The sequence below is a fragment of the Mesorhizobium sp. M0954 genome (assembly GCF_040319155.1).
Lineage (GTDB): Bacteria > Pseudomonadota > Alphaproteobacteria > Rhizobiales > Rhizobiaceae > Mesorhizobium.
The window spans coordinates 82,584-104,305 of the sequence record NZ_JAMYNR010000014.1 but is presented as its reverse complement, the minus strand read 5'-3'; the positions used below and the strand labels follow the sequence as shown (position 1 = coordinate 104,305).

Annotated in this window: 20 protein-coding genes; 10 read left to right on the top strand and 10 right to left on the bottom strand. The window is 62.6% G+C overall.

The genetic code is table 11. The features are described from left to right. Nucleotides 1–20: 20 nt before the first annotated feature. The 4 genes from msrA to NKH93_RS20255 all read right to left on the bottom strand — a co-directional run bounded on the left by msrA (nucleotide 21) and on the right by NKH93_RS20255 (nucleotide 3,174). Nucleotides 21–749 carry a peptide-methionine (S)-S-oxide reductase MsrA gene (gene msrA, locus NKH93_RS20270; RefSeq protein ID WP_352971625.1) on the bottom strand — a complete coding sequence of 243 codons (729 nt, stop codon included), beginning with the start codon at nucleotides 747–749 and terminating at the stop codon, nucleotides 21–23. Between the two features lie 77 nt (nucleotides 750–826). Continuing rightward, entirely contained in the window at nucleotides 827–1,162 is a 336-nt protein-coding gene (locus tag NKH93_RS20265) for a hypothetical protein (RefSeq protein ID WP_352451838.1), read from the bottom strand. Between the two features lie 78 nt (nucleotides 1,163–1,240). Then, nucleotides 1,241–1,957, bottom strand: coding sequence for a DUF1223 domain-containing protein (locus NKH93_RS20260; protein ID WP_502896469.1), 717 nt, complete (start codon nucleotides 1,955–1,957; stop codon nucleotides 1,241–1,243). Nucleotides 1,958–2,142: 185 nt separating this feature from the next. Continuing rightward, nucleotides 2,143–3,174, bottom strand: coding sequence for a pilus assembly protein TadG-related protein (locus NKH93_RS20255; protein WP_352971716.1), 1,032 nt, complete (start codon nucleotides 3,172–3,174; stop codon nucleotides 2,143–2,145). Here NKH93_RS20255 and NKH93_RS20250 point away from each other — a divergent pair. Together NKH93_RS20250 and lepA are read left to right on the top strand one after the other, a co-directional pair. Beyond that, on the top strand, nucleotides 3,125–3,253 hold the full coding sequence (locus NKH93_RS20250; protein WP_352817959.1) for a hypothetical protein: 129 nt from the start codon (nucleotides 3,125–3,127) through the stop codon (nucleotides 3,251–3,253). The genes NKH93_RS20255 and NKH93_RS20250 overlap by 50 nt on opposite strands. A gap of 134 nt (nucleotides 3,254–3,387) precedes the next feature. Next, nucleotides 3,388–5,193: a translation elongation factor 4 gene (gene lepA, locus NKH93_RS20245; RefSeq protein WP_352971621.1), complete on the top strand. Its 1,806-nt coding sequence runs from the start codon at nucleotides 3,388–3,390 to the stop codon at nucleotides 5,191–5,193. A gap of 194 nt (nucleotides 5,194–5,387) precedes the next feature. On the opposite strand, the gene NKH93_RS20240 is transcribed toward lepA, so the two are convergent. Together NKH93_RS20240 and NKH93_RS20235 are read right to left on the bottom strand one after the other, a co-directional pair. Continuing rightward, complete coding sequence (locus NKH93_RS20240; RefSeq protein ID WP_352971618.1) at nucleotides 5,388–5,939, bottom strand: ImmA/IrrE family metallo-endopeptidase; 552 nt, start codon at nucleotides 5,937–5,939, stop codon at nucleotides 5,388–5,390. Between the two features lie 6 nt (nucleotides 5,940–5,945). Next, nucleotides 5,946–6,254, bottom strand: coding sequence for a helix-turn-helix domain-containing protein (locus NKH93_RS20235; RefSeq protein ID WP_352971615.1), 309 nt, complete (start codon nucleotides 6,252–6,254; stop codon nucleotides 5,946–5,948). Nucleotides 6,255–6,442: 188 nt separating this feature from the next. Here NKH93_RS20235 and NKH93_RS20230 point away from each other — a divergent pair, with 188 nt between their 5' ends. The 7 genes from NKH93_RS20230 to NKH93_RS20200 all read left to right on the top strand — a co-directional run bounded on the left by NKH93_RS20230 (nucleotide 6,443) and on the right by NKH93_RS20200 (nucleotide 15,394). After that, complete coding sequence (locus NKH93_RS20230; protein ID WP_352971612.1) at nucleotides 6,443–7,075, top strand: multiubiquitin domain-containing protein; 633 nt, start codon at nucleotides 6,443–6,445, stop codon at nucleotides 7,073–7,075. Nucleotides 7,076–7,242: 167 nt separating this feature from the next. Further along, on the top strand, nucleotides 7,243–8,463 hold the full coding sequence (locus NKH93_RS20225; RefSeq protein ID WP_352971609.1) for a ThiF family adenylyltransferase: 1,221 nt from the start codon (nucleotides 7,243–7,245) through the stop codon (nucleotides 8,461–8,463). A gap of 147 nt (nucleotides 8,464–8,610) precedes the next feature. Continuing rightward, nucleotides 8,611–8,985: a hypothetical protein gene (locus NKH93_RS20220; protein ID WP_352971606.1), complete on the top strand. Its 375-nt coding sequence runs from the start codon at nucleotides 8,611–8,613 to the stop codon at nucleotides 8,983–8,985. A 665-nt stretch (nucleotides 8,986–9,650) separates the two neighbouring features. Beyond that, on the top strand, nucleotides 9,651–10,274 hold the full coding sequence (locus NKH93_RS20215) for a CDGSH iron-sulfur domain-containing protein (RefSeq protein WP_352971603.1): 624 nt from the start codon (nucleotides 9,651–9,653) through the stop codon (nucleotides 10,272–10,274). Nucleotides 10,275–10,362: 88 nt separating this feature from the next. Beyond that, the gene (locus NKH93_RS20210) at nucleotides 10,363–10,737 is read left to right on the top strand and encodes an endonuclease domain-containing protein (protein ID WP_352971601.1); all 375 of its coding nucleotides are present in this window, start codon (nucleotides 10,363–10,365) and stop codon (nucleotides 10,735–10,737) included. A gap of 189 nt (nucleotides 10,738–10,926) precedes the next feature. Further along, nucleotides 10,927–12,954 carry a hydantoinase/oxoprolinase N-terminal domain-containing protein gene (locus NKH93_RS20205; RefSeq protein WP_352971598.1) on the top strand — a complete coding sequence of 676 codons (2,028 nt, stop codon included), beginning with the start codon at nucleotides 10,927–10,929 and terminating at the stop codon, nucleotides 12,952–12,954. Nucleotides 12,955–13,222: 268 nt separating this feature from the next. Continuing rightward, nucleotides 13,223–15,394 (top strand): malate synthase G, encoded by a 2,172-nt coding sequence (locus tag NKH93_RS20200; RefSeq protein ID WP_352971595.1) that lies wholly within the window; start codon nucleotides 13,223–13,225, stop codon nucleotides 15,392–15,394. Between the two features lie 71 nt (nucleotides 15,395–15,465). Here NKH93_RS20200 and NKH93_RS20195 read toward each other — a convergent pair whose 3' ends face one another. The 4 genes from NKH93_RS20195 to NKH93_RS20180 form a co-directional block, all read right to left on the bottom strand. After that, on the bottom strand, nucleotides 15,466–16,998 hold the full coding sequence (locus tag NKH93_RS20195) for a YifB family Mg chelatase-like AAA ATPase (protein ID WP_352971592.1): 1,533 nt from the start codon (nucleotides 16,996–16,998) through the stop codon (nucleotides 15,466–15,468). A gap of 163 nt (nucleotides 16,999–17,161) precedes the next feature. After that, nucleotides 17,162–18,103, bottom strand: coding sequence for a glutathione synthase (gene gshB / locus NKH93_RS20190; RefSeq protein WP_352491152.1), 942 nt, complete (start codon nucleotides 18,101–18,103; stop codon nucleotides 17,162–17,164). Nucleotides 18,104–18,320: 217 nt separating this feature from the next. Then, on the bottom strand, nucleotides 18,321–18,695 hold the full coding sequence (locus NKH93_RS20185) for a GtrA family protein (RefSeq protein WP_352684065.1): 375 nt from the start codon (nucleotides 18,693–18,695) through the stop codon (nucleotides 18,321–18,323). Nucleotides 18,696–18,703: 8 nt separating this feature from the next. Beyond that, a complete protein-coding gene (locus NKH93_RS20180; RefSeq protein ID WP_352472814.1) occupies nucleotides 18,704–19,711 on the bottom strand; it encodes a glycosyltransferase in 1,008 nt (335 codons plus the stop codon). A gap of 129 nt (nucleotides 19,712–19,840) precedes the next feature. On the opposite strand from NKH93_RS20180, the gene NKH93_RS20175 reads away from it, so the two are divergent. After that, on the top strand, nucleotides 19,841–21,643 hold the full coding sequence (locus NKH93_RS20175; protein WP_352971588.1) for a GtrA family protein: 1,803 nt from the start codon (nucleotides 19,841–19,843) through the stop codon (nucleotides 21,641–21,643). Nucleotides 21,644–21,722: the final 79 nt, after the last annotated feature.

Below are 21,722 nucleotides of genomic sequence, written 5' to 3'. Positions count from 1 at the left end.
TCAGCAGGCCCTGCAAAAGCTCAGCTCTTGTTAGCGGCCAGCACCAGCACCGGCTTTTCGCGGTAGAGGTTGGGGAACAGCCGCTTCAGGTTCTCGACCTTGGGCAAATCGTTGTAGACGATATAGGGATAGGTCGGGTTGAGCGTCAGAAAGTCCTGGTGATAGTCCTCGGCCGGATAGAAGGTCTTGCCGGTCTCCAGCGTCGTCACGATCGGCTTGGGAAACACCTTGGCCTTGTCGAGCTGGGCGATGTAGCTTTCGGCGATCTTTTTCTGTGCGTCGTTTTCGGCAAAGATCGTCGAACGGTACTGGGTGCCCGTGTCCGGGCCCTGGTAGTTCAGTTGCGTCGGGTTGTGCGCCACCGAGAAATACACCTGCAGCAGCTGGCCGTAGGTCACCTTGGACGGCTCGTAGGTGATCTCGACGGATTCGGCATGGCCCGTCCGGCTGGTGCCGACCATTTCATAGACGGCCGTGTCCTGGTCGCCGCCGGCATAGCCGGAAACGGCGCTGGTGACGCCCTTGATGTGCTGGAACACGCCTTGCACACCCCAGAAGCAGCCGCCGGCGAAGACCGCCTTTTCGGTGCCGGCGGTGGCCTTCTCGTCCATTGCCGGCGGCGGGATCACCACCGCGTCTTCGGCCGAGACTGCCGGCGTCTGCCAGAATACGGCCGCGGCGGCCGTGAGGATGAGCGCGGCAAGTGCTGCTTTTGCGAAAATCGACGATCGTTTCACGACTCCGGTCATGTCTGATCTCCCATGATGCTGGTTTGGATTATACGACGGATAGGTCCGCCGGGCTCTCACATTGCTGTGCGCATCGCCTATTTGGCCGAGGCCATGGCATCGCAGGCCTTGGTCGCCTCTGTCTTCTTCATGGCGTCCGTCTCGGCGGCGGCCCTGTTCATGCAGTCGGCCTTCATCGGATCGCCCGCCTTCATCGCAGTCGTGGCCATCGCGTCAGCCGCCATGGCGCCGGCCGGCTTCATGGCATCCGTTGCCGGCTTCATGGCGCCCGTTGCCGGCTTCATGGCGTTTGTCGCCATCGCCGGCTTCATCGCATCTTCGGCCCGCGCCGCGCCTCCTGCGAACAGCGCCGTCGAGCAAAGTGCGAAGGCGAGTGCCGCCAGGGTCGGGCGATTGGTCAAACGATTGGTCATGATGATCTCCTAGGGTTCTGGCAGGGTTGATCGCATGCGGCGGCGCCGCTGCGCGTTGTGAAAATTTCGGCAGGGTTTCTAGTTCGTAGCGGCAGCAAGGATCGGCCCGCCGCCCGGCACCTGCACCAGCACCGCTGTGCTGAGGCCGCCCGTCGTCGCCGGCAGCGGCAGTGCGGTGGCGTCGCCGGTCCAACTGCCCAGCCTGGTCAGCGAATGCACGACATTGGCGTGCGGCAGCGTGCGGCCGGTGTTTTCGCCGCGCGCCACCGGCACCTCGACGATGCCCTTGCCGTAACGCACCAGCCAGACGTCGGCCTTGCCGCCGGGCACCGGACCGGCGCCGATGCTGACCTTCCCGCCGGCGAGCGACAGCGAAGGTCCGTCAGCGTGGCCGCCACTCGAAATCAGCTGCTCGATCTCGCCCGGCCTGGCGCCGACGGCATCGGCCCTGCCGTTGACCACCACTTGCGGCGTGAACGGGCCGGAACGGCCGAGCGACGGTTCATAGCGGACCTGGCGCTGCGTGAATTCTTCTTTGCCGAATGTGTCCTTCCAGCCGAGATAGTCCCAGTAGGTGACGTTGAAGGACAGCGCCAGCACGCCGGGCCGGTCCTTGACCTTGATCAGATTGGCGTTGGCCGGCGGGCAGGACGAGCAGCCCTGGCTGGTGAACAGCTCTACGACCGTCAGCGTCTGTCCGGCGGCCGCGCTGGTTGCCGACAGCACAGTCGCGGAAAACAGTGCCGCGGCGAGCCCCATCAGGGCTGTGCGTCGTTTCGCTGTCGATCCGGGCATCGCATTTCTCCTGCGCAGACATCGTTTCATGTCCACACTTCGCCGCCGACGCACGCTTCGTTACAGCATCACCGCTTCGTGATTGAGGAGAAGTCCGAGTTCCTAGAGCATTAGCGAGGGCCGAGGCGATGTCCGATCTCCCCCCTTGAGGACCCACAAGGGGGAGGTAGGCACTCAAGTCGCCCCTATTGTGTGAGCACGGTTTCCGAAGGCCGCTTGTTGAACGCGCACTTGCCGGTCACAAAATAGGAAAAATCGGCATCATCTATGGTGTTGTTGGTAAGTGATCCGCCATCTTCCCACGCTTGACTGCTGGTGATGCCGCACGGCACGGCCTCAAAGATGTCGACAGTCGTATTGGCCAGCGTCTTGACCTTGTCGATGAACAATCGGTCGGACGTGGCCGGATCGTCCGATCGCAGGGTGTCTTTCGTGCCCGACGCCAGATAGCCGCCGCCAAGACCAGGATTGGGATTCGGAATCTTCATCTCCAGAGACAGGTTATCCATGTCCTTCACATCGATCACCGCACCGGCGCCGGTCGCGGGATACATCGTGTTGACGCAGGTGGTTGCGTATTTCCTGGTGCCGCTGATCTGAGTGATTGTGCCGGTGGGCAAGCCATAGAAGCTGGTCACCGTGACGGTCGTGCATACTTGTTTCTGGACCAGCGTCTCCGTCGTTCCGTTGATCGTGTAAACAGAGGACGTCCCGTAGCCTTTGGGATCGCCAAACCTGTTGTACGCGTAGGAGATCCTCATCAGCTTGTTGGCCACCGTGTCCCCGAATTTGGTGCCGTAGAGCGTCACCGTCTTGTCCCACCAGCCAGAGATCTTGTCGACCTTGAACGTGGCCTCCACCAATGCCGGCCGCTTTGTCACTGCCGACGCAACGCCGACCTGCACCGTGTTGATCCTCGCGATCTGCATGAAATTCGTCGGCATGGCAAAGCCGGCCGAAGCCTTGATGCTGGCGGCGCCGTCGGTGGCGACGACGAAGCTGTCGAGCTTGGCCGTGCCTTGCCCGCCATTGGCCAGATATGAGTCCTGCAGGCTTACCTGGCGGTCCGCCAACGTCGTGGTCGTCGCAAGCGTCGTGATCGACAGCGACGCTGCATCGAGGGCGTTCTGCATCGATGCCCTGGTTGAAACCGCGGAGGTATAGTCGATGGAAAAACCCAATGCGGCAACCATCGGGATAAGCAAGATGGCGAGCAATGGCGCGAACGAGCCGCTCACCGATCTGAGAAATTTGCGTGCTGACGGCGGCATTCCGATCCCCCCGAAACGGCGATAGACCGGTGGGCTACCACGCCGGGCGCAAACTATGCTCTAATCTCATGGATCAAAGTTTAACGACTTTGCCGCCCCGCCGCCGCACCCGCGTCCCGCCGCTTGCCGATGTACCGTGCCCCTGCTAAAGCGCGCCGCATGACCACGCCGATCAAGAACATCCGCAACTTCTCCATCGTTGCCCATATCGACCATGGCAAATCCACGCTTGCCGACCGGCTGATCCAGTCGACCGGCGGGCTGGAGCTGCGCGACATGAAGGAGCAGGTGCTGGACTCGATGGACATCGAGCGCGAGCGCGGCATCACCATCAAGGCGCAGACGGTGCGGCTGAAATACCGCGCCAACAATGGACAGGACTATGTCCTCAACCTGATCGACACGCCCGGCCATGTCGACTTCGCCTATGAAGTGTCGCGCTCGCTCGCCGCCTGCGAAGGTTCGCTGCTGGTCGTCGACGCCTCGCAAGGCGTCGAGGCGCAGACGCTGGCCAATGTCTACCAGGCGATCGACAACAACCACGAAATCGTCGTGGTGCTGAACAAGGTCGACCTGCCCGCCGCCGAGCCCGAGCGCATCCGCGAACAGGTCGAGGAGGTGATCGGCATCGACGCCTCCAACGCCGTACTGATCTCGGCCAAGACCGGGCTCGGCATTCCCGACGTGCTGGAAGCGATCGTCAACGATCTGCCGCCGCCGCGCGAGGGCGACATCGCGGCCCCGCTGAAGGCGATGCTGGTCGACTCCTGGTACGATGCCTATCTCGGCGTCATCGTGCTGGTCCGCATCATCGACGGCGTGCTGAAGAAGGGCCAGACCATCCGCATGATGGGCACCGGCGCCAGATACCTGGTCGAGCGCACCGGCGTCTTTACGCCGGCCCGCATCAATGTCGACGAGCTCGGCCCCGGCGAGTTCGGCTTCTTCACCGGCTCGATCAAGGAGGTTGCCGACACCCGCGTCGGCGACACCATCACCGAGGACAAGCGGCCGACTGCAAGTGCCCTGCCCGGCTTCAAGCCGGCACAGCCGGTGGTGTTCTGCGGCCTGTTCCCGGTCGACGCCGCCGATTTCGAGGATCTGCGCGCCGCGGTCGGCAAGCTGCGCCTCAATGACGCGTCCTTTTCGTTTGAAATGGAAACCAGCGCCGCGCTCGGCTTCGGCTACCGCTGCGGCTTCCTCGGCCTGCTGCATCTCGAAATCATCCAGGAGCGGCTGGAGCGCGAGTTCAATCTCGACCTCATCGCCACCGCACCTAGCGTCGTCTACCGCCTGCTGTTGAACGACGGCTCTGTCAAGGAACTGCACAACCCGGCCGACATGCCCGACGTGGTCAAGATTGCGGCCATCGAGGAGCCATGGATCCGCGCCACCATCCTCACCCCCGACGACTATCTCGGCGGTATCCTGAAGCTCTGCCAGGACCGGCGCGGCATCCAGGCCGATCTCTCCTATGTCGGCAAACGCGCCATGCTGATCTACGATCTGCCGCTCAACGAGGTGGTCTTCGACTTCTATGACCGGCTGAAGTCGATCTCCAAGGGCTACGCCTCCTTCGACTATCATTTGACCGACTACAAGGAAGGCGACCTGGTCAAGATGTCGATCCTGGTCAACGAAGAGCCGGTCGATGCGCTGTCGATGCTGGTCCACCGGACGGCGGCGGAAAAGCGCGGCCGCCAGATGTGCGAGAAGCTGAAGGAGCTGATCCCGCATCATCTGTTCAAGATCCCGATCCAGGCGGCGATCGGCGGCAAGGTCATCGCCCGCGAGACCATCTCGGCGCTGCGCAAGGACGTCACCGCCAAATGCTACGGCGGCGACGTCTCACGCAAACGCAAGCTGCTCGACAAGCAGAAAGAGGGCAAGAAGCGGATGCGCCAGTTCGGCAAGGTGGACATCCCGCAGGAAGCGTTTATCCAGGCGCTGAAGATGGGCGATTGAGGGGGGCTGGAACCAAACTTGGTTCCGAACGGGTGAGGAGCGAGGGCCACGAAAAGCCGACGGTTGGCTTTTTGAACGACAAATGCCTGGATCCCATAGCGAAGGGGCGGCATAGCTGGAAGCAGCGAGATCGATCTAGCCAGAGTGTTTGTTGGCTTTTGTCTAGTCGGCATTTGCGAACGGCTAGTCAAAACTTAGGTAGCCGTTCTCACTAAAAACAGATTGGCCACTCGGTAGGTCATTGCTTGAACGCTTACCGAGTAATTTTTCGCCATTTTTGCTATCGCCGAGTCATCTTCCAAGTCTATATTGTATTTTATAAGATCTCTCTTCAGGTATGGAAGAGGCATCAGGATTTCTGCTGCAAACTGGTTGGCCTCAACCTCCATTACGTCTTCCGCAGTTGACGATACTTCATCTCGTCTGAGTACAGAGAAAGTCTTGTCAACGAATAAATCCTTCGAGTGAAATACTATATGGCCACATTCGTGGGCAATTGTAAATCTTTGGCGGTTTTTATGATGAGCAGAGTTGATCGCTATTATTGCTTGACCCTTACTTCTGATCAGCATGCCGGCCAACTCGCCTTCGTAAGGGGCGTATCTTATCACCGCGCCAAGATTACTAGCTACGCGCTCAATATCTACAGCGCCACCAGCGTAATCGACAGCCCGGAGCTGTCGTAGCGCGAGTGCCCGAACCTCGAAGAGTCGCTTGGAATCTAGCCAAACCTTTGGGTTACTCATCACCTGCTAACCCTGCAAAGTGCCGACCCAAGCTCGAAGTTTCGGATCAACGTCCCCAGGAAGTGCATCCACCAGAGAGCCCACGTCGTTTGATCCGTACTCATTCGGAAGGAGAGTTACCGCAGGGACTCCCAAGACGTTCGAAAATAGCAGAAGCTGCCCTACTGTTAGTTGCTGGCCTCCTCTTTCAATATTTGCAACTGAAGGACGAGAGATGCCGGCCCTTTTCGCCATTTCCTCTTGGCTTATTTTAAGCTTAGACTCACGCAGTTCTCGTATCGTTGCGCCGATTTCTTCATAGATCGTTTCAAACATAACAAAACCTCGCGCGCTGAGGCGCTTAGTATAGTCGCCCTCGACCAATTCGTCAACGCCACAGGCCGACGGTTTTAACAACAAAATATGACGTCAACAATCTTGACGACAAGCTGGATAGCAAATATGGTCTTGGTATTCGTCCTCTCGACGAGCCCGTCAACATTCCTCACAAAACGGAGAGGGAATTGCAAAAGTCATTTGAAATTCAGATCGACGGCGACGCCTATGAGGTGCCGGAAAAGGAACTGACCGCCAATCAGATTTTGGCGTTAGCCGGCCTCGCTCCCGATGAGTACTACCTCACTGAAATAAAGGGGCATCATACGGAATCGTATGAAGGCAAAGGCGGCGAAGAAGTCCACCTTCACCCAGGTTCAAAGTTCGTCAGTTCCTACACCGGCGCCACACCGGTATCTGATGGCCAGTCCGCTGATGCGATGCTTACAGGCGCTAAGCTCTTTGCGGCGCAATTGCGGACCGCTGGGTTCGAGGTGACCGAACTTGGAGACGAACACATCACCTTTCCCTACGCGGTGAGGGCCGGCAGCCACGCCGGATTGACAATCACGATGGGGCTTGTCGTTCCTCCGGATTTTCCGCTTACGCCGGCCACCGGACCGCATATCAACTATATCTTGCATCCGAACCAGGCAGGCGGTGAGCATCCGACAGGCGGTATCCACAATAGCTCCGAGCATAGCAAACATTTCGGTACCGGCTGGCAGTATTGGAGTCGCCCGTTTCAGACTTGGCAGAATGGCAGTCGGACTGCGGGACGTTACATGGCATTCATCAACGGTCTGTGGTCAACACAATGAGCCGAGTCGGATACAGCGTCGCGCTTACCTGCGCGTTAGGGCGACAACTTCGCGAGCATCTTCTTCAGTATGTAGCCCAAGGACGCAGACAGGAGGAACTCTGCTTCGCACTTTGGCGCCCCAGCACAGGGCGCAGTCGCCAAACTGCGTTATTGACGAAAATTATCTTGCCACAAAATGATGAACGCGAACTCCATGGTGGCGTGAGTTTTCTCCCAAAGTATTTTGACCGCGTAGTAAGGGAAGCGTTGAAGGAGGCAGCCGGCATTGCCTTTCTTCACAATCATTTCACTCCGGGCTGGCAACCGATGAGCGGTCCTGATGTTGTGGCCGAGGAGCGATTGGCGCCGCGTGTTTTCGGTGCAACCGGACTGCCATTAGTCGGTCTGACAATGGGAGCAGACGGAGCGCTGAGCGCACGTTTTTGGCCGCGTGTTGGCCGAGGAGAATTCCGACGCGAGTGGTGCGGTACTGTTCGGTCGATTGGCGAAGAATTCACCGTCACATTTATGGACGAACTGGTTCCGAAGCCAGAATACCGAGACGTCTTAAGGCGCACCTACTCGGCATGGGGTGTTGAAACCCAGAACACGTTGGCTCGATTGCATTACGGGCTGATAGGCGCTGGAAGTGTTGGTGCTTTCATAGCCGAGGCTTTAGTTCGCATGGGCGCTGAGATCGTGACTCTTATCGATTTTGACAGCGTCAAGGGACACAATCTGGATCGACTGTTGCATGCAACCGTGGAAGATGTCGGGCGTCTCAAAGTTGATGTCGCATCTGACGTCCTTAAGAGGCACGCAACGTCTGCTTCGGTCGAAATCCGTCCGTTCCCGCTATCGATTGCGACGGGCGAAGGTCTGAAAGCTGCGCTTGATTGCGACATATTGTTCAGTTGCGTTGATCGGCCGTGGCCGCGGCAAGTTTTGAATATGATGGCAAACGCACATCTCGTCCCAGTAGTTGACGGTGGTGTTCTTCTAAGTGTCACCCCAAACGGGAGGATGCGTGGCGCAGACTGGCGTGCTCACATCGCGATGCCGGGCAGGCCATGCCTTGAGTGTTTGGGACAGTACAAGCCGGCCGATGTGGCGCTGGAACGGGAAGGATTTTTGGACGATCCGACCTACATTAAAGATTTGCCGAGGGACCATTTCATCCATCGAAACGAGAACGTGTTTCCTTTCGCCATGAACGCATCAGGTCTGATGATCCTGCAAATGCTTAGCCTCTTGGCAAAGCCATCTGGCATCTCAAATCCCGGGGGGCGGATTTTCCACTTTGCCACCGAGACTGTGGACCAAAATCAATTGCATGATTGCAAGTCGGAATGTTTGTTTGCAAGCCATATAAGCTTGGGTGATCAGTTCCCTTTCCCGGTTATTTAGTTGGACACATAGTCGTCCGGTTTTGTCACTCATGCGCCAGCCGCGCCGAGATACAAACACCGCAATCACCCCTTCCACCCATCCCGCCGCCATGCCATGTTCTCGCTCGCGGCCGGGCAGGCCGCTTCATTCCGGGGGGAAATCATCATGTCGTCCTACGCTTTCGGGCGCCGCGTCGCCGCGTCGCTGTTCATTGTCACGCTGTTTGGGCCCGTCGCGCATGCCGGCGATGTCACCTTCGAGATCAAGAACAGCCATCCGAACGCCATGCGCGTCGAGCTCTACAGCCAGGACCGCGATCATGTCTGGCCGGGCAACAATCAGGATTACTATCTCAACGATGGCGAGACCAAGTCGATCCCGCTGTCCTGCAGTGACGGCGAATCGATCTGCTACGGCGCCTGGGTCGACGGCGACGAGAACACCTATTGGGGCGTCGGCCCCGGCAATACGGAAAAGTGCGACGATTGCTGCTACACCTGCAGTGGCGGCGAGACCGAGGAAATCGATCTGGTTCCGTGACGTGGCAGATCTCCCCCCTTGAGGGGGAGATGTCGCCAAAGGCGACAGAGGGGGTCGCCGCGCATAGAGCGCCAACCTGTTCTGCAGCAGTAGGCCGAGTCCGGTCGTGCCGACCCCCTCTGGCCGCTGCGCGGCCATCTCCCCCTCGAGGGCAGGGCCATCGCAGATAGCAAGCCGAGGCTTTCGCTCTACGACGTACCCCCACCCCTAACCCCTCCCCACAAGGGGGAGGGAGACTTCCGTTGGCGCTGACCTCGGCAAATTGCCTGCCTTTCGGCGCCAAAAGGGGAAGTAAGGGCGCGCGGCAGCATTCCCTCCCCCTTGTGGGGAGGGTTAGGGTGGGGGTCCATCTTCGTAAGAATCCAAATGCGATTGCCCTGCCCTCGAGGGGGGAGAGGGCCGTCCCGCGAGTGCAGGCCGGCAACGGAATTTCAAAGCTGAAACAAAAAACCCGCCTCGGCGGGCGGGTCGTTGGAGCCAATTGGCACCATACGCAAATTAGTAGCATAGCCGCCGGCACAAAGCAAGAACAAAATGTGGTGCTGCGAACAAAAAATGGGAATTCCCTTACCGCCGCGCCCGAGGTCGGCCCTCACGAGGGGGAGAATGCTGCCTTGACGTCGTCCTGACTGTCGCCATAGCGTAGTCCGACAGGAGACCCACCCATGGCAGTGGTCGAAGGCGAGAAGATCGACATCGGCTTTTCGGGAAAACGCTGCATCCATTCGCGCAACTGCGTGCTTGGCGATCCGCATGTTTTCGTGCCCAACGCGCCCGGTCAGTGGATCCATCCGGATGCGGCCAGCGTCGAGAAGATCGTGGCGCTCGCCGAAGCCTGCCCGTCCGGCGCCATCACCTATGTCCGCAAGGATGGCGGGCCGCAGGAACAGCCGCCGGTGGTCAACATTGTGCGCATAAGGGAAAACGGTCCGCTTGCCGTCCATGCCGAGATCGTGTTGGGCGGCGAAACGTTTTACCGCGCCACGCTCTGCCGCTGCGGCGCCTCGGAAAACAAGCCGTTCTGCGACGGCAGCCACACCAAATCGGGCTTCACCGCCACCGGCGAGCCGGCGCTGAAGGACGCGCCGGCGCTGGAGGTGCGGAATGGCCCGCTGACCGTCACACCGACGACCAACGGCCCGCTCAAGCTCGAAGGCAATGTCGAAATCGTCACCGGCACCGGCCACACGGTCGACCGCACGCAACGCACCTTCCTCTGCCGCTGCGGCCACTCCGCCAACAAGCCGTTCTGCGATGGCTCGCACAAGAAGGTGGGGTTTGTCGGGTAGGCGGCAAAGTTGCCAATCTCCCCCCTCGTGGGGGAGATGTCCGGCAGGACAGAGGGGGGCGCCGTAGAGCGCCAATATCAGCAGTACAATGCCTCATACGCCATTGCCTCCAAAACACCGCGCAAATGCGCGATCGATGCGCAAGGTCATGACATCAGCTGAATTGAAGCTCTGGAACGAGCTTCGTGCGCACCGGCTGATGGGACTCGGCTTCCGGCGTCAATTCCCAATCGCAGGTTACATCGTCGACTTCGCTTGCCCGGACAAGAAACTGATCGTCGAGGTCGACGGCTCCCAGCATACCGAAGCCGATGCTGTTGCCAGAGACGAAGCAAGGACAGTGCGCCTGGAACAGGATGGCTGGACCGTTCTGCGCTTCTGGAACGACGACATCATCCGCGACATCGACAATGTCTGCCAGCATATTGTGATTGCGGCTGGCCTGGGGCGTGCGTCTGAATGAACGGCCGGAGCGGCTGTAACCATGGCAAAGGCCGGCGGGACAGCGCCCCCCTCTGGCCTGCCGGCCATCTCCCCCACGAGGGGGGAGATTGGCCGTCACCACGATCATCGCCTGTTGGCCCAGCGCTCGTGCCTTTATCGCCCGGCGCATATCGGCTAAGGGGCGGAGACGAATTCTCCGGACCCAAATATGACCGCCAAGCCCAAACCCTCACCCCTGTTCCTCGGCATCGACACCGGCGGCACCTATACCGACGCCGTGCTGTGGTCGGAGGCCGGCGGCCCTAACGGCAAAGTGCTGGCAAAGGCCAAGGCGCTGACGACACGGCACGATCTGGCGGTCGGCATCTCCGGCGCGGTCGATGCGGTGCTCGAAATGGCCGGCACCGACCCGGCAGCGATCAAACTGGTGTCGATGTCGACGACGCTAGCCACCAATGCGCTGGTCGAGGGCCAGGGCGGCCGCGTGGCGCTGGTGATGATCGGCTTTGCCGAGGGCGACCTTGCCCGCGACGGGCTGAAGGCCGCGCTCGGCACCGATCCCGTGGTGTTCTGCCCCGGCGGCCACGATGTCCATGGCAATGCGGCAAAGCTCGATCTTTCCGGGCTGGAGTCAGCTTTGCCGGAACTGGAAAAGTCGGTGTCCGGCTTTGCCGTCTGCGCCTATTTCGCCACCCGCAACCCGGCGCATGAGCTAAGCGCGCGGAACCTGATCCGCGACAGGACCGGCCTGCCGGTCACCGCCAGCCACGAACTGTCGGCCAAGCTCGGCGGCCCGCGCCGGGCGCTGACGACATTGCTCAACGCCAGGCTGATCTCGATGATCGACCGGCTGGTCGCGGCAACGGAAGGCTTTTTGGCCGCGCGCAACATTGCCGCCCCGCTGATGGTGGTGCGCGGCGACGGCGCTCTGGTCTCGGCTGCCTTTGCCCGCCAGCGGCCGATCGAGACCATCCTGTCCGGCCCGGCCGCCAGCCTCGTCGGTGCCCGCCACATGACCGGCCTCGACGATGCCGTGGTCTCGGATATCGGCGGCACCACCACAGATGTCGCCGTGTTGGACAAGGGCCGGCCGCGGCTCGATCCGGAAGGCGCCACCGTCGGCGGGTTCCGCACCATGGTCGAGGCCGTCGCCATGCGCACTTTTGGCCTCGGCGGCGATTCCGAAGTGGCGCTGGAGGACGGCGCGCTCAGCCCGAAGATCCTGCTCGGCCCGCGCCGCCTGGTGCCGCTGGCACTGGCCGGCTTGATGCATGGCGAGGCCGTCACATCAGAGCTCGAACGCCAGCTGCGCGCGCCCAACCCCGGCCGCATGGATGGCCGGCTGGCGGTGCGCACCGGCGTGCCGGAGCGGCTGGCGGCCGGACTGACCGGCGCCGAAGCCAAGCTTTACGAGCTGATCGGTGCTGTGCCGCAGGCTCTCGACAGATTGCTGACCTCGAACGCCCAGAACGCCACCTTGAACCGGCTGGTATCGCGCGGGCTGGTGCATGTCGCCGGCTTCACGCCGTCGGACGCCGCGCATGTGCTGGGCAGGCAGGCCAATTGGGATGCGACCGCGGCGCGTCTGGGAGCCGAGCTGTTCGCGCGCAGGCGCGACGGCCGCGGCCAGTTCATCGCCGCCTCGCCGGAGGCGATCTCGGAACGGGTGCTGACCGCGCTGACCCGCCTGTCGGCCGAAGTCATCCTCGAAACCGCCTTTGCCGAGGACGGGCTGGATGGCGCTGCGACCGTCGCCCATGCCCTGGTCCAGCGCGCCGTCGACGCGCATCCCGGCATCGCCCGCTTGAGCGTCGCGCTCGACCGTCCGGTGATCGGCCTCGGCGCCTCGGCACCGCTGCATTATGCCGGCCTGGCCGAGCTGGTCGGCAATCGATGCGTGGTGCCGCAGGATACCGACGTCGCCAACGCGCTCGGCGCCGTCGTCGGCCAGGTCCGGGTGTCGGCGGAGGCGCGGGTCAGCCAGCCCAAGGAAGGGCTTTTCCGCGTTGCCTCAGGTGAAAGCGTGCGCGATTTCAACGACGAAGCAGCGGCGATCGCCGCAGCGGAGAAAGATGTGCGGGCGATTGCCGCTGGACGGGCGAAGGACGCCGGCACCGACAGCGCCGAGATCGAAATCGCCAGCGAGTTCCGCGTCTCCACAGTAGAGGGGCAGCGCATGTTCATCGAGGCGCATGTCGTGGCGGTGGCGTCGGGACGGCCAAGGATTGCGGTGTGAGCGCGTAATCTCCCCCCTTGAGGGGGAGATGTCGCCGAAGGCGACCGAGGGGGTCGCCTCGCATGAAGCGCGACGCGATTTGGTGCAAAGAAGAGGTTGCACTTCCACGCGAGGCGACCCCCTCTGGCCTGCCGGCCATCTCCCCCACAAGGGGCCCTCAAGGGGGAGATCGGCAGCGAAAACGCCCTACCTTCACCCTGAGCTGAATTGACCCTGCCACCGTGACATGCCAAAGGCCCGGCCTAGCCTTTCGTCTGGAGAAGCCCTGATGACCGATCGCGTCGAGATCGCCGGATTGCGGATTGCCCGCGAGCTTCATGATTTCGTCGTGAACGAGGCGCTGCCGGGCACCGGCATTGAAGCGGAGGCATTCTGGAGCGGTTTTTCGGCGATCGTCCATGATCTCTCGCCAAAAAGCCGGGCACTGCTCGAAAAGCGCGATGCCATGCAGGACAAGCTCGACCGCTGGTATCGCGACAATGGCGCGCCCGTCGACATGGAGGCCTACAAGACGTTCCTCCGCGAGATCGGCTATCTCCTGCCCGAGGGGCCGGCGTTCAGCGTGACCACCGAAAATGTCGACCCGGAAATCGCTTCGGTTGCCGGGCCGCAGCTGGTGGTGCCGGTGATGAACGCGCGTTATGCGCTGAACGCCGCCAATGCGCGCTGGGGCTCGCTGTACGATGCGCTCTACGGCACCGACGCTATCCCGGAGACGGCCGGCGCCGAGCGAGGCAACAAATTCAATCCGGCGCGCGGTGCCAAGGTCGTCGCCTGGGTGAAAAGCTTCTTCGACGAGGCGGTGCCGCTCACCACAGGCAAATGGGCCGGCGTCAACGGGCTTTCGGTCGCCAATGGCATGTTGCGGCTCGGCGAGGGTGCCGGCGCCACCACGCTTGCCGACCTCAGACAGTTTGCCGGCTATCGCGGCGATGCCGCCGACCCCGAAGCCGTCCTGCTCACCAAGAACGGCCTGCACATTGAAATCGTCATCGACCGCAACAACCAGATCGGCCGCACCGATCCGGCCGGCATTGCCGATGTCGTGCTGGAATCGGCGCTGACCACCATCCAGGACTGCGAGGATTCGATCGCCGCAGTGGATGCGCAGGACAAGGTGCTGGTCTACCGCAACTGGCTCGGCCTGATGAAGGGCGACTTGGCGGAGGAGATCACCAAGGCCGGCAAGAGCTTTGTCCGCAGGCTCAACCCCGACCGCACCTATACCGCGCCCGATGGCGGCACGCTGACCTTGCCCGGCCGCTCGCTGATGCTGGTCAGGAATGTCGGCCACCTTATGACCAATCCGGCGATATCAGACCGCGACGGCAACGAGGTGCCGGAAGGCATCATGGATGCGGCGCTGACGGCGCTGATCGCGCTGCATGACATCGGCGTGAACGGGCGCCGCGCCAATTCTCGCGCCGGCTCGATGTACATCGTAAAGCCCAAGATGCACGGGCCCGACGAAGTTGCCTTCGCCGTCGAGATTTTCGACCGCGTCGAGGCGCTGCTCGGCGTGCCCAAAAACACCATCAAGATGGGCATCATGGACGAGGAGCGGCGCACCACCGTCAATCTCAAGGAGGCGATCCGCGCCGCGAAAGAACGCGTCGTCTTCATCAACACCGGCTTCCTCGATCGCACCGGCGGCGAGATCCACACCTCGATGGAAGCCGGCCCGATGATCCGCAAGGGCGACATGAAGCAGGCCGCCTGGATCGCCGCCTACGAAGCCTGGAACGTCGACATCGGGCTGGAATGTGGGTTGGCCGGCCACGCCCAGATAGGCAAAGGCATGTGGGCGATGCCCGACTTTATGGCGGCGATGCTGGCCGAGAAAATCGCGCATCCCAAGGCCGGCGCCAACACCGCCTGGGTGCCGTCGCCGACGGCAGCGACGCTGCACGCCACCCATTATCACAAGGTCGACGTCCATGCCGTGCAAGCGGCGCTGAAGAGCCGGCCCAAGGCAAAACTCGACGACATCTTGTCGGTGCCGGTCGCTGTGCGGCCGAACTGGTCGCTAGAAGACATCCAGAAGGAGCTCGACAACAATGCGCAAGGCATTCTGGGCTATGTCGTGCGCTGGATCGACCAGGGCGTCGGCTGTTCGAAAGTGCCTGACATAAACGACGTCGGTCTGATGGAGGACCGCGCCACGCTGCGCATCTCCTCGCAGCACATCGCCAACTGGCTGCATCACGGCGTCTGCACGCCCGAGCAGGTCATGGAGACGATGAAACGCATGGCGGCGATCGTCGACCGCCAGAACGAAGGCGATCCGCTCTACCGGCCGATGGCGCCGGATTTCGACAAGTCCATCGCCTTCCTCGCCGCCTGCGACCTGGTCTTCAAGGGGCGCGTGCAACCCAACGGCTACACCGAGCCGGTGCTGCACGCACGGCGGCTGGAGCTGAAGGCGCGGGATAACGGCTGAACCGAAAGCACGATGCACGCCGGCCAAGGGTAAGCGCCGGCGTCCCCCTCCCCCTTGAGGGGAGGGGAACGTCACGCCGCCTGCGCCATCCGCTCCGAACTCATGCGGTAGGAAATCGCTTCGGCCAGATGGATGCGGCCGACCGTCTCGCTGGCCTCGAGATCGGCGAGTGTCCGCGCCACCTTCAAGACGCGGTGATAGGCCCGCGCGGAAAAGCCAAGCTTTTCGCTGGCGTCCCTGAGCAGCGACAGGCCGGCGGCATCGGGCATGGCGATTTCCTCGATGACCGACGGCGAGCAATGCGCGTTCGTGGTGGCGGAGGTGGCGCCGAGCCGTTCGAAACGCTCACGCTGGATCGTCCGCGCCCGCGCCACGCGCAGTGCCGCGGCGGCGCTCTTCTCCGCCCGGTCCGGCCGGATCAAATCGCTGGCCGAGACCGCCGGCACCTCGATCCTGAGATCGATGCGATCGAGCAGCGGGCCGGAAATGCGCGCCTGGTAGTCGGTGCGGCAGCGGTCGCCGCGCAGGCAGCGATAGCCCGGCTCGCCGGCCATGCCGCAGCGGCACGGGTTCATCGCCGCGACCAGCTGGATACGTGCCGGATAAGTAACGCGGTGGTTGGCCCGCGCGATCATGCAGTCGCCGGTCTCGAGCGGCTGGCGCAGCGCATCGAGCGCCTGCGGCGAGAATTCGGGAAACTCGTCGAGGAACAGCACGCCGTGATGGGCGAGCGAGGCCTCGCCCGGCCGCACGCGCAACCCGCCGCCGACCATCGCCGCCATCGAGGCCGAATGATGTGGCGCGCGGAACGGCCGCCGGTCGGTGAGTTTTCCTTCGCCGAGTTCGCCGGCCACCGACGCGATCATCGAGACTTCGAGCAATTCCTTCGGCGCAAGCGGCGGCAGGATCGACGGCAGCCGCTGCGCCAGCATCGACTTTCCCGATCCCGGCGGCCCGACCATCAGAAGATTGTGGCCGCCGGCTGCCGCCACCTCCAGCGCCCGCTTGGCGGTCTCCTGACCCTTGATGTCGGCAAGGTCGGGCAGGTCGCGCGCCGAAGCATGGATGCCGGCTTCCGGCCGTGACAGAACCTGCGTGCCGCGAAAATGATTGGCGATGGCGATCAGGCTGCGCGGCGCCAATATGTCGAAGTCCTTGCCGGCCCAGGCCGCTTCCGGCCCGCAGGCGAACGGGCAGATCAAGCCCTTGCCTTCGGCGTTGGCACCGATTGCCGCCGGCAGCGCGCCAGCCACCGCGGCGATGGTTCCGTCGAGTGACAATTCGCCAAGCACGACATAGCCGGCCAGCATGTCGCCCGGAATGGCGCCGAGCGCCGCCATCAGCCCGAGGGCGATCGGCAGATCGTAGTGGCTGCCTTCCTTGGGCAGGTCGGCCGGCGCCAGATTGACGGTGACCTTCTTCGACGGCATCGACAGGCCGGATGCATGCAGCGCTGCCTGCACCCGCTCGCGGCTTTCGGCCACAGCCTTGTCGGCCAGCCCGACGATGTGCATGTTGACTTTGCCCGGCGCGATCATCACCTGCACATCGACCGGCACGGCCTCGATGCCCTGGAAAGCAACCGTGCGAACCCGCGCCACCATGTCTTCACCCCAGATGCAGGCTTTTGCCCCAAGCCTTTGCGATCATGCCGCGAACGGCGTCACCCGAGACAACCACAGATTTCCGGCGAAGGCAAGAACATTTGGGGAACAGCTGAGCGCCACGGCTGCAATGGTTTGCAACGCGGCCGCTCGCGAAGCGAGGCTAGTTGCGCTTCTCCTCCACGGCATCCCAGAACAGGCTGGCGATGTCGGCGCCGCCGAAGCGCTGCACTTCGCGTATGCCGGTCGGTGAGGTCACGTTGATCTCGGTCATGTAGTCGCCGATGACGTCGATGCCGACGAGGATGAAGCCGCGCTCCTTCAGCGCGGGGCCGATGCGGGCACAGATCTCGCGTTCGCGTTCCGTCAATTCGGTCTTTTCGGCGCGGCCGCCGACATGCATGTTGGAGCGCGAATCATGCTCGGCCGGCACGCGGTTGATGGCGCCGACAGGCTCGCCGTCAATCAGGATGATGCGCTTGTCGCCACCCCGCACCTCCTTGAGGTAGCGCTGCACGATGTAGGGTTCGCGGAACAACTGGCCGAACATTTCGAGCAGCGAGGCGAGGTTGCGGTCGGCCTCGTGCAGGTGAAAGATGCCGGCGCCGCCATTGCCGTAGAGCGGCTTGACGATGATATCGCCGAACTCCTTGCGAAAGGCGGCGACCTCGAGCGGGTCCTTGGTGATCAGCGTGTCCGGCATCAGGTCGGGAAATTCGGTGACGAAGATCTTTTCCGGGCTGTTGCGCACCCAGGCCGGGTCGTTGACCACCAGCGTCTTCGGATGGATGCGCTCGAGGATATGCGTGGTGGTGATGTAGTTCATGTCGAAGGGCGGATCCTGCCGCAAAAGGATGACGTCCATCTCCGCAAGATCGGTGCGCACCTTCTCGCCCAGCGAATAATGGTTGCCCTTCTCGTCGCGGACCTGCATCGCCTCGATACGGGCAAACACCTTGCCTTCGCGCAGCGACAGCCGGTCGGGCGTGTAGTGGAACAGCTGGTGCCCGCGCCGCTGCGCTTCCAGCGACAGCGCAAACGACGTGTCGCCGGCAATCGACACGGTAGAGATGTGGTCCATCTGGACGGCGACTTTCAGGGGCATGGGTGCTCTCCGGCGCAGTTGCAACAAACGTGCGTCCACCCGGACGCACATACGCTCCAACACTTTGAATCCATGCATCGTGCTTTCCGAAAATCGTTTCCGATTTTTCGGGCCGATGCATCGACGAGAGCGATATAAGGAAATCGGCGGCCTCTGCCAATCGGCCAAGGTCATGATGAGGCTGCGCTTCTGGCGCAGACCCCAATGCGATGTGCGTTCAGCGGTCGAAGACCAGCTTGGAATAGCCGAGGAAGGACAGCGCCATGGCAACCAGCGAGGCGACCGCAAGGGCGACGAGCGGCGGCACCATCGGCAGCGCGAACAGCATGGCGCAATAGACGAGATAATTGACGAGGCTGGTGGCGATGCCGACGCCGCCATAGCGTGCGCCCTCTTGCGCGACGCCGCGGCTGGAAGGCGAGAAGGTCAGATGGCGATTGATCAGCCAGGTGACGGACAGGGCAAAACCGATCGAGATGATTCGGGCTGCGAAGGGGCCAAGCGGCGTTGTCGCCAGCACCAGCCAAAGCGCCGCCGCGTCGGCGACGAAGCCGATGCCGCCGGCGACAATGAAGCGGGCGAGGCGTCCCATTTACGGCTCTAAGCCGCCCGCGGGGTCTTGCGCGGTCCGGTCTTCAAAGTCGCGAGCGCACTTGCGCGTTCGCGTTCGACGCGGCCGGAAGGCATCGACAGATAGAAGATGCGCTTCTGCTCGGCCCGGCCGCGCGACACCGAATCGAGGATTACCCCGGTCACCGCCGCCAGCATCGACAGCAGCAGCAGCCCTACCGACAGCACCCACGTCGGCATGCGCGGCACAAGCCCGGTTTCGGCGAACTCGATCAGCACCGGGGCCATCAGAAACAGGCTTGATGCCAGGAAGAACACCGAAAAAGCGCCGAAGAAACGCAGCGGCTGCGTCTCCTTCATCAGCATGGCGAACATCCACAGGATCTTCGCGCCGTCGCGAAAGGTCGACAGCTTCGACGAGGAGCCTTCCGGCCGGCGGCCATAGTCGAGGCCGATCTCGCTGACCGGCAATTTGAGCTGCGAGGCGTGCACCGACATTTCGGTCTCGATCTCGAAACCGCCGGAAACGGCGGGAAAACTCTTGACGAAGCGCCTGGTGAAGGCGCGGTAACCCGAGAAGATATCGGTAAAGTCCGAGCCAAACAAACGTTTGTAGAGGCTGTTGAAGATGCGGTTGCCGAAGGCGTGGCCTGTCCTGCCGGCGTCGTTGGCGACACCGCGCCTGGTGCCCACCACCATGTCGGAGCGCTCGGTCAGCAGCGTGTTGATCAGTTGCGGCGCGTCCTCCGGCGCATAGGTGCCGTCGCCGTCGGCCATCAGGTAGATGTCGGCCTCGATGTCGGCGAACATGCGGCGCACGACATTGCCTTTGCCCTGGCGCGGCTCGCGCACCACGATGGCGCCGGCGGCGCGGGCTCGGAGCGCCGTCAGGTCGCGCGAATTGTTGTCGTAGACATAGATCGCTGCGGCAGGCAGCGTTTCGCGAAAGCGCCGCACCACTTCGCCGATCGTCAGCTCCTCATTGTAGCAAGGCAGGAGCACGGCGATGCTCGGCTCATGGCGCACTTCTTGTGGCATTTTCGTCTCCGGATGCCCTGTAAGGCCCCTGACCGCTCAAACGCCGGCCTCGCTCGGGCGGCTTTACTATTTATTGAAGCTGTTAAGGCTAGGTTTAAACCGCACCGTATTCCTTCCAAAGGTCCCGATATGAGCACAGCCGACGATGGCGCCTCCATTTGGAGGTCCGATATCGCGCTGGCGCTGCTTGCCACGGCGCTGGCGCTTACCGTCAATGCCTTTGCCGGCTTCCCGGCACTGACCAATGCCGGCGGCGACAACGACAATCTGCTGCGCCTCGTCGAAGTTCGCGACATGCTGGCCGGCCAAAGGTGGTTCGATCTCCACCAGTACAGGATGGGCCTGGAAGGCGGTTTCGTCATGCATTGGTCGCGGCTGGTCGATGCGCCGATCGCCGCCATCATCATCGCCGTATCGGCCCTGACCGGCAGCGCGGCCTTTGCCGAGAATGTTGCGCAAGTGCTGTGGCCGGCGCTGCTCTTCTGCCTGACCGTATTTTTCACGGCTCGCGCCGCGCGCAGCTTTGCCGGTGACAGCGCCGTGCTGCCCGCTGTCGTGATCGGCGCTGCCGCACTGTATTTCCTCGGCATTTTTTCGCCTGGCGCGCTCGATCACCACAATATCCAGCTGATGCTGAGCATGGCCAGTCTGAGCCTGTTGCTTGAAGCGCCAACGCGCAGGCCGGCGGCATTGCTCTCCGGCCTGTGCGCCGGATTGATGCTGGCCGTCGGCATGGAGACCGCGCCTTATGTGGCCACCATCGGCGCCTCTGTTGCCATACTGTTCGCCCTCGGCGCCAATGGCGAGAGGCTGATCGCCCGGGATTTCGGCCTCGGCTTTGCCGGCGTGTCCGCTCTCGTCTTTGTCGCCACCATTGCGCCGTCTGCCTGGGGTCAGGCGCAATGCGACGCCTTCTCGGCCGTGCAGTTCGTCGTCGCGGCGATTGCCGGAACCGGCCTTGCGGCGATAGCGTCGGTCGAGCCCGCCGGCCGCACGCGCCAATGGCGCATCGCCTCACTTGGCCTGCTTGCCCTGTTATTGGGCGCTGTCGTCGTCTTGTTGTTCCCACAATGCCTGGCAGCGCCCTACGCCAACCTCGATCCGCGCCTCAAGGAGCTATGGCTTGATCACATCGACGAGGCGCAGTCGCTGTTCAAGCTGCTCACTGAAGATCCGGCCGGGGTGGTGGCGCGCTATGCCACGCCGCTCATTGCGCTCATGCTGATGGCGCTTCGCCTTGGCCGCGGTGGCTGGCGGCGGCAGGACAGCCTTGTCGGCGCGCTGCTTGTCGTGGCCTTCATCGTCAGCGCCTGGCAGGTACGCGGTTCGACATTCTCGATCGCCTTCGCCGTCATCCCGCTTGCCGCCTGGATTGCCAAATGGCGTCAACGGGCCGAGGCCAGCGCGTCGCGCGGCGTGGCGCTGCGCATGGCCGCCGTCTGGCTGGTTTCAGTGAATGCCGTCTGGACTGGGGCTGCCGCGGCAACCTCGGTCGCCTTCGAGGACAGCAATACCGCCGCCGATAATGGCGACGGCGCCGATGTCGCTTGCCAGCGCATGGCCTCCTTTGCGGCACTCGGCCGCCTGCCCGGCACCACCGTGCTGGCAATTTCCAATCTCGGATCGCCTATCCTGGCCTATTCCGGACATCGCGTCTTCGCCGGGCCTTATCATCGCAATGTCGCCGGCAACCTGCTGGCGCTCGATGCCTTCCTTGGGTCCGATGCCGATGCCAGGACGGTCGTGGCGGATCATCACGTCGGCCTCGTCGCGCTGTGCCCCGGCAGCGCCGAAAGCAAGCTCCTCGCAGCCAAGGCGCCGGCAGGCTTTCTTGCCGGGCTGATGCGCGGCAGCGTGCCGGAATGGCTTGAGCCGGTTGCCGGGACCAGCGGAGCCGCAGTCGAATTGTACCGCGTCCGGCTGGGCAGCTGATCGATCGGCGGCCCGTGCGGCCTTTTGTCGGACATAAGTCCTGACAATCCACTCTTTCGCCCTTGCCCGCCCGACACGG

What these genes read in the sequence shown, in the direction of transcription:
- gshB (WP_352491152.1), bottom strand. Translation starts at nt 18,103, where the DNA reads ATGCCCCTGAAAGTCGCCGTCCAGATGGACCACATCTCTACCGTGTCG.
- NKH93_RS20220 (WP_352971606.1), top strand. Translation starts at nt 8,611, where the DNA reads ATGTCGTCCTACGCTTTCGGGCGCCGCGTCGCCGCGTCGCTGTTCATT.
- NKH93_RS20250 (WP_352817959.1), top strand. Translation starts at nt 3,125, where the DNA reads ATGGAAAAACCCAATGCGGCAACCATCGGGATAAGCAAGATGGCGAGC.
- NKH93_RS20240 (WP_352971618.1), bottom strand. Translation starts at nt 5,939, where the DNA reads ATGAGTAACCCAAAGGTTTGGCTAGATTCCAAGCGACTCTTCGAGGTT.
- NKH93_RS20260 (WP_502896469.1), bottom strand. Translation starts at nt 1,957, where the DNA reads ATGCCCGGATCGACAGCGAAACGACGCACAGCCCTGATGGGGCTCGCC.
- NKH93_RS20205 (WP_352971598.1), top strand. Translation starts at nt 10,927, where the DNA reads ATGACCGCCAAGCCCAAACCCTCACCCCTGTTCCTCGGCATCGACACC.
- NKH93_RS20215 (WP_352971603.1), top strand. Translation starts at nt 9,651, where the DNA reads ATGGCAGTGGTCGAAGGCGAGAAGATCGACATCGGCTTTTCGGGAAAA.
- NKH93_RS20180 (WP_352472814.1), bottom strand. Translation starts at nt 19,711, where the DNA reads ATGCCACAAGAAGTGCGCCATGAGCCGAGCATCGCCGTGCTCCTGCCT.
- NKH93_RS20200 (WP_352971595.1), top strand. Translation starts at nt 13,223, where the DNA reads ATGACCGATCGCGTCGAGATCGCCGGATTGCGGATTGCCCGCGAGCTT.
- NKH93_RS20195 (WP_352971592.1), bottom strand. Translation starts at nt 16,998, where the DNA reads ATGGTGGCGCGGGTTCGCACGGTTGCTTTCCAGGGCATCGAGGCCGTG.
- NKH93_RS20175 (WP_352971588.1), top strand. Translation starts at nt 19,841, where the DNA reads ATGAGCACAGCCGACGATGGCGCCTCCATTTGGAGGTCCGATATCGCG.
- NKH93_RS20235 (WP_352971615.1), bottom strand. Translation starts at nt 6,254, where the DNA reads ATGTTTGAAACGATCTATGAAGAAATCGGCGCAACGATACGAGAACTG.
- msrA (WP_352971625.1), bottom strand. Translation starts at nt 749, where the DNA reads ATGACCGGAGTCGTGAAACGATCGTCGATTTTCGCAAAAGCAGCACTT.
- NKH93_RS20210 (WP_352971601.1), top strand. Translation starts at nt 10,363, where the DNA reads ATGCCTCATACGCCATTGCCTCCAAAACACCGCGCAAATGCGCGATCG.
- lepA (WP_352971621.1), top strand. Translation starts at nt 3,388, where the DNA reads ATGACCACGCCGATCAAGAACATCCGCAACTTCTCCATCGTTGCCCAT.
- NKH93_RS20265 (WP_352451838.1), bottom strand. Translation starts at nt 1,162, where the DNA reads ATGACCAATCGTTTGACCAATCGCCCGACCCTGGCGGCACTCGCCTTC.
- NKH93_RS20185 (WP_352684065.1), bottom strand. Translation starts at nt 18,695, where the DNA reads ATGGGACGCCTCGCCCGCTTCATTGTCGCCGGCGGCATCGGCTTCGTC.